Below are 16,879 nucleotides of genomic sequence, written 5' to 3' on the forward strand. Positions count from 1 at the left end.
CGGAACCGCGGGTGAGGCCGGCGGGGAGAGAAGGGGTGGGCGGTGCCCCTGCGGGGCGCGGGGTTCCGGACGGGCGGCTCGGTCGCGTGGGCACGACCGGCCACGAGGGTGCCGCTGCCGAAAGACGGCCCGGCGCGGCACCCACCCCGTCGCTGCTCTGCCGGCGGAGCGCTCAGCGCGTGCTGGTCAGGGACGACCCGTCGTTCGGCGAGCCGGCGCCGGACTGGTCGCTCCCGCTGCCGGACTGCTCGCCGGTGCCGACGCCGTTCCCGGACTGGTCACCCGCCGAGGCGGACGGGTCGGCCGCGCCGGACTGGTCACCCGCACCGGACTGGTCACCGGCGGAGGCGGACGGGTCGGCGGAGCCGGACTGGTCACCCGCACCGGACTGGTCACCGGCGGAGGCGGACGGGTCGGCGGAGCCGGACTGGTCGCCCGCGCCGTTGCCCGCGTTGCCGCCGTTGCCGCCGTTGCCGCCGTTGCCGCCGTTGCCGCCGTTGCCGAGTGTCGCGCCGGTGGCCTGCAGGGCCGCGGTGACCGGCTGGAAGAAGGTCTCGCCGCCGCTGGTGCAGTCGCCGCTGCCGCCGGAGGTGAGGCCGACGGCGCCTCCGTCCTGGGTGAACAGGGAGCCGCCGCTGTCGCCGGGCTCGGCGCAGACGTTGGTCTGGATGAGGCCGTTGACGGTGTCGGTGCCGCCGGGGTTCGTCTCGCTCGCGAAGTTGACGGTGGCGTCGAGCCCGGTGACCTGGCCGTCGTGCAGACCGGTGGTGGAACCCATGCGGAACACGGTCTCGCCGACGGTGGCGTCGGCGGCCTGGGTGATCTGCACGGTCTGCCCGTTGCCGGTGTTGACCTCGCTGGGCGCCTGGGTGTTCGCGTCGGTGTACTTGACGAGCGAGAAGTCGTTGCCGGGGAACTTGGCCTGGTCGACGGACGCGATCGGCTGGCCGTTCTGGGAGTCGGACCAGTCCTTCGCGGCGACTCCGCAGTGACCGGCCGTCAGGAAGGCGGGGCTGCCGTCGGAGGCGGTGACGTTGAAGCCGAGGGAGCAGCGCACGCCGCCCTGCTGGGTCTGGGAGAAGATGGCGTCGCCGCCCGAGACGAAGGTCTTGAAGCTGCCGGCCGACTTCTTCAGAGTCGCCATGCCGGAGCCGAGGCTCTGCACCGTCGACTGCAGTCTGTTCCACTTGGCGCCGGTGACGGTGGAGTCGGCGGTGACCAGGATCTTGTCGGTGCGCGGGTCCACGGCCCAGGAGGTGCCGGGAATCGTCGCCTTGGTCTTCAGCGTGCCGGCGGCGCTCTTGAGGGCGCGGGTGCTGTTCTTCACCTGGCGGACGACCGCGCCGGCCTTCTTCGCCTGGGCGATCACGTTGTTGTCGCCGCTGACGACGTTGACGACCAGCTGCTGCTTGGCGCCGTCGTAGTACGAGCCGGCGGCGGCGTCACCGAGGGCCTTCTCGAGCTGGGCGGCCAGGTTCGAGGCCTGGGTGGCCTTCAGGGTCTTCGCGCTGCCGGTGACGCCCGCGGCCTGGTTGCCGTGGTCCTGCGACGCGTTGGCGTTGGGCAGCAGGATGGCCGCTGCTCCGAGCGCCGCGACACCGCCCACCGCTATCGCGACCTTGCGCTTGGGCATTCGCTTGTGACTCAAACTTCTCGACCTCCTGGGGACGGGGGTCTGCCACTGACGGGCAGTTCGTTTCGGGGCGCCTGGATGGCCGTACGTACGCGCCGGCCGCGCGGTGTGTTCAATTCCGTTTCCCAACAGCCGTACCGGGCGGGCGAATCGGCCATGCTCCGCGTGTGGTGGCGGGCGGCCGGGAACAATCCCCCATATGACGATGACCCCCGCCGAAGCCGACAAGATCCTCTCCGCGAACTTCGCCCCGTGGGTGCTCGACCTCGCCCTGACCGTCGAGGCGGTGGGCGAGGACCGGGCCGTGCTGCGACTGCCCTGGTCCGAGCGGCTGGCCCGGGAGGGCGGCGGGCTGTCGGGACAGGCGCTGATGGCGGCCGCCGACACGGCGACGGTGATCGCGGTGTCCGCCGCGCGGGGCGGCTTCGTGCCGATGACGACGGTTCAGCAGTCGACGTCGTTCCAGCGGGCGGTGACCGGTTCCGATGTCCGGATCGAAGCGGTGCTGACGAAGCTGGGCCGCCGGATGGCGTTCGCCGACATCACGATGAGCGACGCCGGTTCGGGGGCGCTCGCGGCCCGGGCGAGCACGGTGTACGCGATCCTGGTCTGACACGTTCCGCTACCGATCAGTAACGGTCCGTTCCGAGCACGATGTGGAATCCCTGCTTCAGGGAATCTACACATTGAATACTCAACCAAGTCACTGCCGACCGGGGATCTGCACATCCGCGCGCCCCCCGGCACTCCATTGGCGAGGAGTGCCGGATTCGCCGCCCGGCAGGCAAGGGGCCGGACACACCGAAGCCGTGCCGCATGTGAAGGAGTCGCCGACATCGCGTGCGCACGCCTGCACGGATGACCCCCCACGCCCATCAAGTGCGCAGGTGAGAGCCCTGGTTGATTGGAAGCGCGCCCCGCGTGCGTGCTTTGATCCATCGCATCGCGGGGTTGCGGCGGGCTCCTGGAGACAGGGGCCCGGCCCCCCGCGGTCGCGGCCGTCCGTCTGTCCCCAGAGGGGGCCGCTCCCCCCTTGTGAAACACCCATCAGGAAGGGAAGTTCCACCATGAACTCCACCCCCCAGGTTGAGACCGTCGAGATCTCGGACGCCGAGCTGGACAACGTCTCCGGCGGCCTGTCCGTGAACGCCCTCAACACCGTGACCGGCGCCGTCAACGGCATCGCCCCGGTCTCCGGCGTGGTCAACACCGCCATCGGCACCGTCCAGGGCGTCACCGGCCTGAACGTTCAGCCGGTCACCGACCTGGTCGCCGGTCTCTGATCGCGCCTTGCGTCGTCGAGTCCCGGAGCCGTCCCTCGGCTCCGGGACTTGCCGGTGCCCTGAAACAGCAGCGTCTCCCCCACAGGTGAGGGAAGTCCCGTGCAGTTCCGCCAACAGGCCCTCGCCAAGCTCCAGTCGCCCGAAGAGCTGGACCTTCCCGTGCGGCTGGCCCGGCCGCAGGGCTGGCTCGCCCTGGGCGTCACCGTCGTCGTCATGGCGGCGGCCTCCGTCTGGGCCGTGACCGGCTCGGTCGCCTCCACGGTCAGCGCACCGGCCGTCCTCACCCACGGGCAGGGCAGCTATCTGCTGCAGAGCCCGGTGTCCGGCCAGGTGACGGCCGTCCTCGCCAGACAGGGCGAGCGGCTGCCCGCGAACGCGCCCGTCCTCAAAGTCCGTACGAGTCAGGGCGATTCCGTGGTCCGCACGGTCGCCGCCGGCCGCGTCACCACGCTCGCCGCCACCATCGGGCAGATCATCCAGACCGGCACGAACGTCGCCGCCGTGGAGAAGGCCGCCCACGCCTCCGACCCGCTGTACGCGACCGTGTACGTCCCCGCCGAGAACGCCGCCGCCATCCCTGCGCACGCCTTGGTCGACCTCACCGTCTCCTCGGTGCCGACGCAGACGTACGGCGTGCTGCGCGGCCGGGTGAAGTCCGTGGACCGCACCGCCCAGTCCGCCCAGTCGATCTCCGCGTTCCTCGGCGACAGCCAGCTCGGCGAGCAGTTCACCCGCAAGGGCCGCCCGGTGGCCGTCCTGGTGGCGCTCGACGCCTCACCGGACACGAAGAGCGGTTACCGCTGGTCCACCACCGACGGACCGCCGTTCCGGCTCGACTCCATGACACTCGCCTCCGGTTCCATCAAGCTGGCCGACCAGCGTCCCGTCGATTGGCTGCTCCCGTGACCACCACGCAGGAACGCGGCCGCAGACGCGCCGCCCCGGCCAAACGGCCGGTCCCCAAGCCCCGTGGCGGCACGGTCCGTACGCCCACCGTGCTCCAGATGGAGGCCGTCGAATGCGGCGCCGCCTCGCTGGCGATGGTTCTCGCGCACTACGGCCGGCACGTCCCGCTGGAGGAACTGCGTATCGCCTGCGGGGTCTCCCGCGACGGCTCGCGCGCCTCCAACCTGCTGAAGGCGGCCCGCGGTTACGGCCTCACCGCCAAGGGCATGCAGATGGACCTGGCCGCACTCGCCGAGGTACGGGCACCGGCCATCCTGTTCTGGGAGTTCAACCACTACGTCGTCTTCGACGGCATGGGCCGCCGCTTCGGCCGCCGGGGCGTGCACATCAACGACCCCGCCAAGGGCCGCCGGTTCGTACCCATGGAGGAGTTCGACGGCAGCTTCACCGGTGTGGTGCTGGTACTGGAGCCGGGCGACGGATTCACCAAGGGCGGGCGCAAGCCCGGCGTGCTCGGCGCGATGCCTGCCCGGCTGCGCGGTACCGCGGGCACCCTGCCCGCCGCCGTCCTGGCCAGTCTCCTGCTGGTCGCGGTCGGCGCCGCGGTGCCCGCGCTCAGCCGCACCTACATCGACACGTTCCTCATCGGCGGCCAGACCTCCCTGCTGGGCGTGCTGTTCGCCTCGATGGCCACCTGCGTGCTGCTCACGCTGGCGCTGACCTGGCTGCAGCAGGCCAACCTGCTGCACGGCCGGATCATCTCCTCCACCCTCTCCAGCGCCCGGTTCCTGCGCCATCTGCTGCGGCTGCCGGTGACGTTCTTCGCCCAGCGCTCCCCCGCCGACCTGGTGCAGCGCCTGCAGTCCAACGACCAGGTGGCGGAGACCCTGGCCCGCGACCTCGCGGCGGCGGGCGTGGACGCCATCGTCGTCGTGCTGTACGCGGTGCTGCTCTACACCTACGACCCGCAGCTGACGGGCGTCGGCATCGGCGTGGCCCTGCTGAACGTGGTCGCGATGCGGCTGGTGGTACGGCTGCGCGCGACCCGTACGGCGAAGCTCCGGGCCGACACGGCACGGCTGACCAACACCTCGTACACCGGTCTCCAGCTGATCGAGACGATGAAGGCCACCGGCGGTGAGGACGGCTACTTCCGCAAGTGGGCGGGGCAGCACGCCACCACGCTGGAGGAACAGCAGCGGCTCGGCGTGCCGAGCGCCTGGCTGGGTGTGGTCGCCCCCACCCTCGCCACCTTCAACAGCGCGCTGATCCTGTGGATCGGCGGCCTGCGCGCGGTCGAGGGGCATATCTCGGTGGGTCTGCTGGTCGCCTTCCAGGCACTGGTCACCCGCTTCACCGCGCCGCTGACCCGGCTCAACGGCGTGGCGGGCCGCATCCAGGACTTCGCGGCCGACGTGGCCCGGCTGAAGGACGTGGAGAACTTCCAGGCCGACCCGCTCTACGCCCGCCCCGGCGGCGCCGACTCCACGCGCCGGCTGCAGGGGCACGTCGAGCTGGAGAACGTCACCTTCGGCTACAGCCCGCTGGACCAGCCGCTGCTGACCGGCTTCGACCTGACCGTGGGCCCCGGGCAGCAGGTGGCGCTGGTCGGCGGCTCGGGCAGCGGCAAGTCCACGGTGTCGCGGCTGATCTCGGGCCTGTACACCCCGTGGGACGGGGTGATCCGTATCGACGGCCGCCGCCTCGAGGACATCCCGCGTGGCGCGCTCGCCGCCTCCGTCTCCTTCGTCGACCAGGACGTGTTCCTCTTCGAGGGCTCGGTCCGCGACAACATCGCCCTGTGGGACCCGTCGATCCCGGACGAGGCCGTGGTGGAGGCGCTCAAGGACGCGGCGCTGTACGACGTGGTGACGCGCCGGCCCGGCGGTATCCACAGCAGGGTCGAGCAGGACGGCCACAACTTCTCCGGCGGGCAGCGCCAGCGGCTGGAGATCGCGCGGGCGCTGGTGCGCCGGCCCAGCATCCTGGTGCTGGACGAGGTGACCAGCGCGCTGGACGCGGAGACCGAACTGGTCGTGATGGACAACCTGCGCCGGCGCGGCTGTGCCTGCGTGGTGATCGCACACCGGCTGAGCACCGTCCGCGACAGCGACGAGATCGTCGTGCTGCAGCACGGCACGGTCGTCGAGCGCGGGCGGCACGAGGAGCTGGTGGCGCGCGGTGGCGCGTACGCCGCACTGGTCAGGGAGCGATGAGATGACGACCGTTCAGGAGGGATACGAGGGCGACCTCGTGCTCGGCGCCCTGGGCTCCCTGGGCACGCGGGTCGACGGCGCGGGCTTCAACCGCCTCGACCTCGAAGGCCCGCAGGTGCTGTGGCTGGTCGCGGCCGGCGCGCTGGACCTGTTCGCGGTGGACGCCGGCCAGCAGGGCCACTGGCACCACCTGGGCCGGCTGGAGGCGGGCGCGCTGCTGCTCGGCCCGGTCGCCGGGCCCCAGCACACCCTCGTGGCCCGCCCGGTGCGGGACTGTGTGGTGCACCGGATCAGTCTGCGCGAGCTGTACCAGCCCGCGAACACCCAGACCTGGTCGTACGACGAGTACGGCAACCCCCAGTACGTGCCGCCGGCCACCAGCCCGCTGGAGTACGCGGTCGCGCTCGGCGTCGGCCGCGGCCTGTCCGTCCTGTTCCAGGCGCCGATGGCGGAGGAGCGGGCGGCCACGCCCACCGACGACGACGTGTTCTGGATGCAGGTACCGCCGGGCAGCGTCCAGTACGGCTCGCTGTACGGCGCGGAGGCCGCCGCCGACCTGCTGATGGACCCGGCGCTGTGGCAGTCCATGGTGGACCAGCAGTACCGGTTGCTGACCGCGCTGGACCGGTGGATCGAGCAGCTGGAGCGCACCCACGAGACCCGCGCGGCCGCCGGGATCAAGGCCGGTGAGGCGGTGCGCGCCCAGGCCGACCAGACGCTGCTGGCGTCCATCGGCAAGCGCTCGGCCCGCCGGACGACGGCGGCCGACGCGGATGCCGGGTACGCGGCCTGCAAGCTGGTCGCCGAGGCGGCCGGGATCACGCTCGCCGAGCCGGCGCAGAGCGGCACCGAGAGCGAACGCCTCGATCCCGTGGAGCGGGTGGCGCTCGCCTCCCGGGTGCGCACCCGGGCCGTACGGCTGCAGGGGCGCTGGTGGCGGGAGAACGTGGGCCCGCTGGTCGGGCACCGGGCGCTGTCCGGGGCGCCGGTCGCCCTGCTGTGGCGGCGCGGCGGTTATGTCGCCGTCCACCCCGGAACGGGGCGCGAGACCCCGGTCGAGAAGGCGAACGCGGAGGAGTTCGAGCCGCGCGCGGTGATGTTCTACCGGCCGCTGCCCGACCGGGGCCTGACGCCGTTCGGCCTGCTGCGGTTCAGCCTGCGCGGCACCCGCGGCGACCTGTCCGCGCTGCTGCTCGCGGGCCTGGTGACGGTGGCGATCGGCGCGCTGGTGCCGGTCGCGACCGGCAAGGTGCTCGGCGAGTACGTGCCGACGGCGCAGACGGGCCTGATCGTCCAGGTGTGCCTGGCGGTGATGGTGAGCGGGGTGGTCGCGGCGGCGTTCACGCTGCTGGAGAACCTGTCCATCCTGCGCCTGGAGGGCCGGATCGAGGCGGCGCTGCAGCCGGCCGTGTGGGACCGGTTGCTGCGGCTGCCCACCCGGTTCTTCACCCAGCGCTCCACCGGTGAACTCGCCAGTGCCGCGATGGGCATCAGCGCGATCCGCCGGCTGCTGGCGGGCGTCGGCCCGGTGGTCGCGCAGTCGGTGACCGTCGGCGCGATGAACCTGGGGCTGCTGTTCTGGTACAGCCCGTCGATGGCCATGGCGGCGATCGGCATGCTCGTCGTCATCGCGGCCGTGTTCCTGGGGCTCGGGCTGTGGCAGGTGCGCTGGCAGCGGCGTCTCGTGGTGCTCGGCAACAAGCTGAACAACCAGGCTTTCCAGACCCTGCGGGGCCTGCCCAAGCTGCGGGTGGCGGCGGCCGAGAACTACGCGTACGCGGCCTGGGCCCGGGAGTTCGCGCACAGCCGGGAGCTGCAGCAGAAGGTCGGCCGGATCAAGAACCTCACCACGGTGCTCGGCGGGATCTATCTGCCCGTGTGCACTCTGCTGATGTTCATGCTGCTCGCGGGTCCGGCCAAGGGCGCGATGTCGGCGGCCGACTTCCTCACCTTCAACACCTCGGTGACGATGGTGCTGACCTCGGTCACCCAGCTGACGGGCTCCTTCGTGTCGGCGGTGGCCGCGCTGCCGCTGTTCGAGGAGATCAAGCCGGTCTTCGAGGCGACGCCCGAGGTGCGCACGTCGAGCACCCGGCCGGGCCCGCTGTCCGGCGCGATCGAGACCCGACGGCTGTCCCTCCGGTACGCCGACGACGGCCCGCTCGTCCTGGACGACGTGTCCTTCGCCATCCGGCCGGGCGAGTTCGTGGCGGTCGTCGGCCCGAGCGGCTGCGGCAAGTCCACGCTGCTGCGGCTCCTCATCGGCTTCGACAAGCCGGTCTCCGGCAGTGTCCTGTACGACGGCCAGGACCTCGCGGCACTCGACCAGTCGGCGGTGCGCCGCCAGTGCGGGGTCGTGCTGCAGCACGCGCAGCCGTTCACCGGCTCCATCCTGGACGTCATCTGCGGCACCGAGCCGTACACGCCGGAGGAGGCGATGGCGGCGGCGGAGCTGGCGGGGCTCGCGGAGGACATCAAGCGGATGCCGATGGGCCTGCACACCATCGTGGCCGGCAACGGTGCGATCTCGGGCGGCCAGCGGCAGCGCCTGATGATCGCCCAGGCCCTGATCCGGCGTCCGCGGATCCTGTTCTTCGACGAGGCCACCAGCGCCCTGGACAACGACACCCAGCGCATCGTCATCGACAGCACCCGCAAGCTGAACGCCACCCGCGTGGTCATCGCGCACCGGCTGTCGACGGTCCTGGACGCCGACCGGGTGATCGTGATGGAGGACGGCAAGGTCGTCCAGCAGGGCACCCCGGCCGAGCTGCTCGCCGACACCACGGGCCGGCTGCACGAGCTGGTGCGCCGGCAGATGGCCTAGCCGGGCTCCTCGTCGTCCTGCGGACGGTCGTCGTGGTGCGGCATCCAGTGGTGTTCGCAGAACCAGCGGCCGAACAGGGCGCCGCCGTAGATGACGAACCCGACGCCGATGAGCCAGGACTCCACCACGAGCACGGTTCCGACGGCGCCGTAACTGAGCGCGTTGGTGACGATGAGCGGGGTGAAGACGAGGTAGGAGAAGGCCCGCAGGCCCGCCAGGCCGACGACCGTGGCCACGGCGCCCGGGAACAGCGAGCGCCAGCGGATCTGGGCGCCGAGCAGGAACCACTGTCCCCACCAGAAGAACAGCACGCCGCTCATCGTGGACAGGGCGATCCGCTGGCCGCCGTGCAGGCCGTTCTTGGTCGCCACCTCCTGGTAGAGGTAGGCGGTGAGCACCACGAGCCAGGTCGCCTGCCGCCAGACCCGGTGCCAGGGGCCGGAGGCCAGGCCCCAGATCCGCTCGTAGGCGTTCTGCACGCTGCCGCCGAAGGACACACCGAAGACGGCCAGCAGGACACCGCCCCAGACGCTGGTGGTGCCGATGACGTTGCGCGGCGGGCTGATGACGTCGGTGATCACATGGGCGGAGCGGCCGGACAGGCCCATGCCGTCGGTGAGCCACGAGGCGAAGCCGCCCCGCACCAGGGGATCGGCGGCGGCGACCACGATCAGCAGCGGTGCCAGCGTCACCAGGGCCAGGGTGGCGAACCCCATGGCCCGGTGCATCAGTTCCAGCTCACGGCCGTGTTCGAACAGGGCCCCGGCCCTGAGCCACTCCCAAGCACGGTGCAGGCCGCGCCGCAACCGCCTCACGGCTCCTCCCGTGCTCGCCGCCCACTCGCTCTCCAGTGCCGATTCATCCACCCCGGCGCGCTCCGGGCAACTCACGCCGGTGCCGTGTCGCGGGCCCGTCCCGGCGGTGACACGGTGGCGGTGTGAGCGGTTTGCGGGCGGTGCCCACCGGAGAATCGGAACCCGTGCGTACTCCTGCCGAGGTGCCCTCCCCGGAAGAGGCCATGCCGAGCGTGCGGCGGCGCCCGCTGATCCTGAGCGCGGGCATGGGGGCCGGTCACGACACCGTGGCCGCCGAACTGGCGCGCCGGGCCGCGGCGTACGGCCACGAGCCGCATGTGGCGGACGTGCTGCGGCTGCTGCCGTACGGCCTGGGCGGCGGGCTGCGCCGCTCGTACCAGGCGTCGGTACGGCACTTTCCCTGGGTGTACGCCGGTGTGTACGGCGCGTTCCTGCGCGGCGGCGGGGGGCCGCGCCCGAGCGGGGTGCCGCTGGCCCGGCTCGCCGCCGAACGTCTGACGGACCTGGTGCGGCGGCTGGACGCCGACGTGGTGGTGTCCGTCTTCCACCTGGCGGCACAGCTCACCGGTCATCTCCGGGCCCGGGGCGCGCTGCGGGTGCCGAGCGCCGTCTTCCTCGTCGACTTCGCCGTGCACCGGCAGTGGCTGCATCCCGGCAACGACCGGTACCTGTGCCTCACGGACGGGGCGGCGGCCGAGGTGCGCCGGGCGCTGGGCAGGCCCGCCGTGACGACCGGTCCGGCGGTCGCGCCGCAGTTCCACGCGTCGGCGCCCGGTGCGGCCGGGTGGCATGAGCGGTTCGCCGGGCGGGCGCCGGGCCGGCCGCCGGTGCTGCTGTCCGCCGGCGCCTGGGGCGCGGCGTCCCGGGCACAGGCCACCGCCCGGCTGCTGACGGGGGCCGGCTATCTGCCGGTGGTGCTGTGCGGGCGCAACGCGCGGCTGCGGGCGCGGGTGGCCAGGGTGCCGGGGGTGCTCGCCCTGGACTGGGTGGACGACATGCCCGGGCTGCTGTGTGCCGCGTACGCCCTGCTGGACAACGCGGCCGGTCAGACCGCCGTCCAGGCCCTGGCCGCCGGGCTGCCCGTGATCGGTTACCGGCCGCTGCCCGGCCACGGGGTCGACGGGGTCCGCCGCATGGCCGAGCTCGGCCTCGCGGAACTGGCCCCGGACGGGCCCACCCTGCTGTCGGCCCTGGACCGGCTCACGGAGGACGGCCGGGAACGCGCGGAACGGGTGACCCGGGGGCACGCGCTGTTCCGGGACGACCCGATGGCGTGGGCCGCCGGGTTGTGACGCGGAGACACACGGCCTCCCGGCACCGTCCGCCGGTGTACCGGGCCGATGGTGGGGGGTGACACGAGGACGCGACCGCTGGCCCGGCCCGCGGCGAACCTGACCGGAGATCGCGCGGTGGTGTCGGGCGTGCCCGGGCCGCCGCCGACGGCGGGTCGGTCACTGCGGTGAAGCGGACGGGCCGTCGGACACCACGCGAGGCCGGCCACCCCGGGGCCGTACTCCTGCGCCGCCCGCGCCGGGACGTCCACGGGCGGCCCGCCGTTCCGGCCGGGTGCCGGGCGTCCGCGCCGCGGGCGCCGCCCGGCCGTCCCGGGAAGGCCGGCGGACCGGATGCGGAGGCGGGCTGTCACCGGCGCGTCGGCCGGACCACGGGTGGACACGCCGAGCAGGGACGCCGGGGCCGGTGGCGGCCGGGCGCCCGGGATCGCGGTGGCGGACCGGATCACTCCGTCACGGGCACGCACTCGGCGAGCAGGTCGACGATGTCGCGCCAGGCTCGCCGCGCGTGCTGCGGGTGGTAGCCGACGCCGGGGCGCACGGTGTGGTCGACCGTTGGGTGGTGGAAGGCGTGCACGGCTCCGCCGTAGACCACGAGGCGCCAGTCGACGCCCGCGGCCTGCATCTCGGCGGTGAACGCGTCCCGTTGCGCGGGCGGCATGATCGGGTCTTCCGACCCGACCCCGGCCCACACCGGGCAGCGAATGCGCGCCGCCTCGCCCGGTCGGCCCGTGGTCAGTGCGTTGACCGTCCCGATCGCGCGCAGGTCGACGCCGTCGCGCCCGAGTTCCAACCCGATGGCGCCCCCGGTGCCGTAGCCGACGGCGGCGATCCGGTCGGGGTCGGTCCGCGGTTCGGCACGCAACACGTCAAGCGCCGCGTGGCCGATGCCCCGCATCCGGTCCGGGTCGGCGAGCAGCGGCATGCAACGGGCCAGCATCTCCTCGGGGTCGCCCAGATACCGCCCGCCGTGGAGGTCGAAGGCCAGCGCCACGTATCCCAGCTCGGCGAGCGCCTCGGCCCGGCGGCGCTCGACGTCACTGAGCCCTGGGCCCTCAGGTCCGACCAGCACCGCGGGCCGGCGGCCGACGCCGGCCGGGAGCGCGAGGTGCCCGCTCATCGTCAGGCCGTCGGCCGGGTACTCCACCGTGCGCGTGGTGACCATCGTCATGGGACGGGACCGTAGTGACCGTCGAGCCCGGTCGGACCGGTGTTTCACCAGGGGCAGAACAGCGCCGGCCCATCGTGATCATTTACTTGGTCCGGAAAAGGTCGGTGGTCGCGGAGCGGGCCGACCGCCAGTCCCGCCTCCCGGCAGCCCTCCACGAGGGCCGGCAGGGCGCCGAGCGCCGAGCGCCAGCAGCCGGGGGCCGCGAGCCGGTCGGAGTCGTGCAGCAGGACGGTGCCGCCACCCCGCAGGTCCGCCGCGACCAGGGTCCGCACGGACTCGGGGGTGGCGTCGGCCGTCCAGTCCCTGCCCCAGGCCGACCACAGCACCGGTCGCAGCCCGGCCCGCCGGGCGGCCAGCCAGCGTCCGGACGTGAGGATCCCGTACGGCGGCCGGTACCACTGGGGCCGGTGCCCACAGATGTCGTGCACCGCGCGGACGGTGCGGGCCACCTGCTCGGCGTCCCGGACGGGGGCGGGGCGCCATGGGCGGTCGTGCGTCCAGCCGTGCACCGCGAGTTCGTGTCCGCGCCGGGCGGTCTCCCGGGCCAGCGCGGGATGGCGCACCACGTTCTCGCCGAGCACGAAGAACGTCGCCCGCACACCGACTTCGTCCAGCGTGTCGAGGAAGTACGGCGTGGCCTCCGGGTCCGGGCCGTCGTCGAAGGTCAGCGCGACGTGCCGGCCGCGGCCGGTGCCGGACAGCCCGGGGAACAGCAGCAGCCGTACGCCGGGGAGCCAGGTGGCCGCCGGTCCGATGTGGGCGGCCGCGACCCCGACCGGCAGCAGCAGGGCCGCCCTGCGCCAGGTACGGCCGGAGGTCAGGGGCATCGCTGCACCGCCTTCCTGGTGGGTGGGCGCCTGCTCACGGTGGTGTGGCGTCCTGCCGGTGCGCACGGTGCGGGCGACGTCTCTTGCGGTCCCCGTGGCCTTCGCGGTCCCCGTGGTCCCGCACGTGCGTGTCCCATTCCTGTCCGTCGTCCGAGGCGCGGGCGAGTCCGATGCTGCCCGCCCCGATCAGTCCGATGCCGAGCACTTCGGGGATCACACGCAGCCCGAGCTGGATCACCTCGTCGAACAGCACCCAGCCGAGGATGACGCTGGTCACCGCGTCGCCGAGGGTGAGGGCGGGCTGGGAGGCCGTCAGGGACCCGGCGCCCAGCGCGCTCTGCAGCAGCAGGAAGGCGACCAGTCCGGCGGCGCCGGTGGCGTACAGCGCCCAGTGGCCGAACATCGCGCCCGGCCCTCGGCCGAGCTGTCCCACGGCCTCCTTCAGCAGGGCCGCGGTGGTCGCGAAGGACACGGCCGAGGCGAGGCCGAACAGCGCGGCCCGGGAGGCACCCGTCGTCGGACGGGCGGCCACCGCGAGCAGCACCACGGCACCGAGCGCGCCGCTGCCGCCCACCAGCCAGGACCCGGGCGATGCCGTGGGCCGGCCGGCGGACGGCGAGGCCGCCACGAGGAAGAGGGCCAGTCCCACGGCGAGGGCGGCGAAGGCCAGCCAGGTCCGGCGGTCGGGCGCACGCCGGAAGACGACACTGCCCACGACCAGCGTGAACAGCAGCTCGGCCGCGAGCAGGGGCTGGACGAGGGACAGGCTGCCCGTGGCCAGCGCCCCGCCCTGCAGCACGCTGGACAGCGCCAGCAGCCCGGTGCCCGCCAGCCAGTTCGGACGTCGCAGCAGATGGGTCAGCCGCCGCAGCGCGGCCCCCGCTCCGCCGCCCTGGTCGGGCTCCTGCACGGCGGCCCGGCGCTGCAGCACCGAGGCGGACGCGTTGGAGAGCGCCGCGAGCAGGGCGAGCAGCACGGTGACGGCGGTCATGGCGGTTCATCCGAAGCGGGCGGCGAGCCGCCGGTAGAGCCCGGGCGCCGCGCCGCGTACCCGGGCGGGGAAGCGCAGCCAGCCGGGGACGTACACCTCGTCCGTGCCGTGCAGGACGGCGTTCCAGACGGCGTCGGCCACCCGTTCGGGTGACACCGGCCGCGGCCACGCCCGGGTGTAGGGGGCGCCCCGCCGCTCGAAGAACGGCGTGTCGACGGCGCCGGGGATCACATGGGTGACCCCCACCCCGGTGCGGCGCAGCTCGTAGCGCAGGGCGTCGGCGAAGGCGGCCAGGGCGGCCTTGGCGGCGGAGTACACGGCCTCGCCGCGCACGCCGAAGCTGCCGGCGACGGACCCGATGAGCACGATGCGCCCCGAGCCGGCCGCGACCATGTGGGGCAGCAGAGCGCGTACGAGGTGCAACGTGGCCAGCAGGTCGACGCCGACGATCTCGTCGATGCGGGCGTGCGGCATCCCGGTGAAGTCGCCGGCCCAGCCCACACCGGCGCTGGCCACCAGCAGGTCGAGGCGGCCCGCGTGGTCCAGGACGAGCTCGGTGAGCAGACGGCCGGCGCCCGGCCGGGTGAGGTCCGCGGGCAGGGCCAGCGCGCCGGCCTGCGCGGCCACCTGCTCCAGACGGGTGGCGTCGCGTCCGTTCAGCACCAGCCGCCAGCCTCCCTCGGCGGCCAGCCGGCGGGCGACGACTGCGCCGATGCCCGAGGAGGCGCCGGTCACCAGGGCGGTACGGGCCCGGCCGGCCGGAGTCCCGGATCCGAGGGCGGAACCCTCCTGAACGGCGGAGGTCGCGACCGGCCCGGTGCGGTTCGACGGTCCTGCGGGGGGCGGGGGATGGGACATGGTGACGACCTCACTGCGACGTGTGTGCACGGGCTCGCGTACTCCGGGGCCGAACCCTCGCGGTGTATCCAGGGCGCCACACACTGAAACTCCGCGCACGGCGGGACCCCGCCGAACGCCCGCGGCAAGCGACCGGAGCGCGGCCGAAATCGCCGGGCGACGAGCCCGGGGCGGGGACGGATCCGGGGAGTGCCGGGGCGCGGGCCCGGCTTGGTGGTGCCATGCCGGGGCCAGGGCGGGAGCAGGGCACGCACACCGAGGTACCGATCGCCGATGCGGGCTCGGTCGGTCCGGCGGTGGCCCCTCGACCTGCGCAGACGGGTGTGGAGTGCCGGTCGGCGGACCGGCTCCGGGTCCGGCCGCCGTACGCGGGGCCCTCGGCATCCAGCAGGCCGAGGGCCTTCGGCCTCCGGGAGCGGCTGTGGTGGCGCGCGGCGCTCGACGCGGGCCTGCCCCCGCACCGACGGTTGATCCAGGTGAGACACGGAGCAGTCACGGGTCGGGCACCTGTCCGGGCTCCCTGTCGTGGGGCCCGGCCCGCCTCGCGTTGCGGAACCGGCCCGGCCCGCCTCGCGTTCCGGAACCGGCCGCGGGCGAGCGGGCACCGGACTGCGGCGGGCCGCACGATCCGATCGCGGCCTTCTCCGTCCGCCGGTACGACGGGCCGCGCGACCACGACCGCGCCTGCCGCTGCACGCCGACGTCGCGGACGGGAGACGTGGCTGCGCGGACCGCGCCGCGGAGGCGGCACGGCGGGCCCGTGGGCGGCCGCGGCTGAGCCGGACGGGGACGACCCCGGTGTCCCGCCAGGACCGGTGCTCAGGGACCCGGCGGGCTGGTTCCGCGCCGGGCACGCGTGCGGGGGAAGCACCGCGTTCCTCGTGCGTCCGGACGGCATCCGGGCGTGCGGGTGACCCCGGCGGGCCCGGCGCGCTGTCCGCGGCCCTGGCCCCGGGGTCCGCGAGCTGAGCGGTGCGGCCGCCGTCGCTGGGCGGGGATGCGCGGTGGTGCGCTCCGGCGCCGGTCAGTCCAGGCCGGGCACGGGCGCGCCGGAGGGCACACCGGCGCCGAGGTAGCCGTCGTAGAACGCCTTCCAGGACGCGCTCGGCCCGGCGTGCGGGCCCTCGAAACGCCCGCCGTGGGCCTTGGCGTCGAGCGCGGCGAGGCACACCTCCCAGCCGGCGCCGTTGCGGGCGGCGGTGTCGGCGGCGCCGAGGACGTCGGTCAGCGTGAACCGGGTGCGTTGTGCGCCGACGGCCTCCAGGTCGAAGTGGAGTTCGTCGCCGCCCCAGGCGAAGGACAGGTGCCGGGGCGGGTCGACGGCGAGTACCCGGCCGGCGGACTCGGGCATGTTGGGGTCGCCGGTGAAGCGGATGGTGCCGCCGGGACGCAGCTCCATCTCGGCGCGGGAGGGGAACCACTGGGCGAGTTCGCCGGGGTCGGTGACGAACCGCCAGACGCGGTCCACGGGGTGGTCGTAGGTGCGGCTGAACCGGACGGCGGGGCGGCCGTCGTCCAGGGTCAGGTAGGTGCCGGTGAGGTCGACGGGCATGGTGGTTCAGTCCTTCGGGGGCGGGGGGTGCGGGGGGTCGTCCGGCGCTTCGTCCAGGCGCCGGCCCAGGGCGTCCAGGCTGCGGTTCCACAGCCTGCGGTAGGGCTCCAGCCAGGCGTCGAGCGCGGCGATCGGCGCCGGGTCGAGGGCGTAGACGCGGCGCTGCGCGTCCTGGCTGACCCGGACCAGGCCCGCCTCGCGGAGCACCTTCAGGTGCTTGGACGTGCTGGGCTGGCTCAGTCCGCAGGCTTCGACGATCTCCCCGACGGACCGGGGGCGGTCCCGCAGGAGCGCGACGATGGCCCGCCGGTGCGGGTCGGCGAGGGCGGACCAGAGCGCTGCGTCGGACATACAGCGAATATGCCGTGACAGTTATATACCTGTCAAGGAATACACGCCCGCGGGGAACCCGAAGCAAGCGAAACGTTGCCGTTTCGCTGGAGGTGTTCTAGGCTCGACGTGTACGAAACAGTTTCGTTTATCGACTGTTTGCGAACGACTTCCCCTG

General features: G+C 73.6%; 14 protein-coding genes. 6 read left to right on the forward strand and 8 right to left on the reverse strand.

Annotation, left to right across the window (positions count from 1 at the left end; genetic code table 11):
* Positions 1-172: 172 nt before the first annotated feature.
* Positions 173-1,648, reverse strand: a complete 1,476-nt coding sequence (locus tag IO33_RS0134100; RefSeq protein WP_031172280.1) for a S1 family peptidase — start codon at positions 1,646-1,648, stop codon at positions 173-175.
* Between the two features lie 184 nt (positions 1,649-1,832).
* On the opposite strand from IO33_RS0134100, the gene IO33_RS0134105 reads away from it, so the two are divergent.
* The 5 genes from IO33_RS0134105 (at position 1,833) to IO33_RS0134125 (ending at position 8,865) form a co-directional block, all read left to right on the forward strand.
* Entirely contained in the window at positions 1,833-2,246 is a 414-nt protein-coding gene (locus IO33_RS0134105; protein WP_031172282.1) for a PaaI family thioesterase, read from the forward strand.
* A 454-nt stretch (positions 2,247-2,700) separates the two neighbouring features.
* Positions 2,701-2,916 carry a hypothetical protein gene (locus IO33_RS0134110; protein WP_031172283.1) on the forward strand — a complete coding sequence of 72 codons (216 nt, stop codon included), beginning with the start codon at positions 2,701-2,703 and terminating at the stop codon, positions 2,914-2,916.
* A gap of 99 nt (positions 2,917-3,015) precedes the next feature.
* Positions 3,016-3,822, forward strand: a complete 807-nt coding sequence (locus IO33_RS0134115; protein WP_031172285.1) for an HlyD family efflux transporter periplasmic adaptor subunit — start codon at positions 3,016-3,018, stop codon at positions 3,820-3,822.
* The gene (locus tag IO33_RS0134120) at positions 3,819-6,038 is read left to right on the forward strand and encodes an NHLP family bacteriocin export ABC transporter peptidase/permease/ATPase subunit (RefSeq protein WP_031172287.1); all 2,220 of its coding nucleotides are present in this window, start codon (positions 3,819-3,821) and stop codon (positions 6,036-6,038) included. Before IO33_RS0134115 ends, IO33_RS0134120 begins: the two co-directional genes overlap by 4 nt.
* A gap of 1 nt (position 6,039) precedes the next feature.
* The gene (locus IO33_RS0134125; RefSeq protein WP_031172289.1) at positions 6,040-8,865 is read left to right on the forward strand and encodes an NHLP bacteriocin export ABC transporter permease/ATPase subunit; all 2,826 of its coding nucleotides are present in this window, start codon (positions 6,040-6,042) and stop codon (positions 8,863-8,865) included.
* On the opposite strand, the gene IO33_RS0134130 is transcribed toward IO33_RS0134125, so the two are convergent.
* The gene (locus IO33_RS0134130) at positions 8,862-9,680 is read right to left on the reverse strand and encodes a hypothetical protein (protein WP_031172291.1); all 819 of its coding nucleotides are present in this window, start codon (positions 9,678-9,680) and stop codon (positions 8,862-8,864) included. The genes IO33_RS0134125 and IO33_RS0134130 overlap by 4 nt on opposite strands.
* A gap of 203 nt (positions 9,681-9,883) precedes the next feature.
* Between IO33_RS0134130 and IO33_RS0134135 the strand changes: the two genes are divergently transcribed.
* A complete protein-coding gene (locus IO33_RS0134135) occupies positions 9,884-10,972 on the forward strand; it encodes an MGDG synthase family glycosyltransferase (protein WP_245235948.1) in 1,089 nt (362 codons plus the stop codon).
* Between the two features lie 445 nt (positions 10,973-11,417).
* On the opposite strand, the gene IO33_RS0134140 is transcribed toward IO33_RS0134135, so the two are convergent.
* The 6 genes from IO33_RS0134140 to IO33_RS0134165 all read right to left on the reverse strand — a co-directional run bounded on the left by IO33_RS0134140 (position 11,418) and on the right by IO33_RS0134165 (position 16,722).
* Positions 11,418-12,143 (reverse strand): dienelactone hydrolase family protein, encoded by a 726-nt coding sequence (locus IO33_RS0134140; protein ID WP_031172293.1) that lies wholly within the window; start codon positions 12,141-12,143, stop codon positions 11,418-11,420.
* 44 nt (positions 12,144-12,187) lie between these two features.
* Positions 12,188-12,970: a polysaccharide deacetylase family protein gene (locus IO33_RS0134145; RefSeq protein WP_051927125.1), complete on the reverse strand. Its 783-nt coding sequence runs from the start codon at positions 12,968-12,970 to the stop codon at positions 12,188-12,190.
* 34 nt (positions 12,971-13,004) lie between these two features.
* Entirely contained in the window at positions 13,005-13,961 is a 957-nt protein-coding gene (locus IO33_RS0134150; RefSeq protein WP_167349491.1) for a DMT family transporter, read from the reverse strand.
* Between the two features lie 6 nt (positions 13,962-13,967).
* The gene (locus IO33_RS0134155) at positions 13,968-14,819 is read right to left on the reverse strand and encodes an SDR family NAD(P)-dependent oxidoreductase (RefSeq protein ID WP_031172296.1); all 852 of its coding nucleotides are present in this window, start codon (positions 14,817-14,819) and stop codon (positions 13,968-13,970) included.
* 1,024 nt (positions 14,820-15,843) lie between these two features.
* Positions 15,844-16,371, reverse strand: coding sequence for an SRPBCC family protein (locus IO33_RS0134160; protein WP_031172297.1), 528 nt, complete (start codon positions 16,369-16,371; stop codon positions 15,844-15,846).
* A 6-nt stretch (positions 16,372-16,377) separates the two neighbouring features.
* On the reverse strand, positions 16,378-16,722 hold the full coding sequence (locus IO33_RS0134165; RefSeq protein WP_031172298.1) for an ArsR/SmtB family transcription factor: 345 nt from the start codon (positions 16,720-16,722) through the stop codon (positions 16,378-16,380).
* Between the last annotated feature and the right edge of the window lie 157 nt (positions 16,723-16,879).

Origin of the sequence: Streptomyces durhamensis (assembly GCF_000725475.1) — a bacterium.
In the GTDB taxonomy this organism is placed as follows: Bacteria; Actinomycetota; Actinomycetes; order Streptomycetales; family Streptomycetaceae; genus Streptomyces; species Streptomyces filipinensis.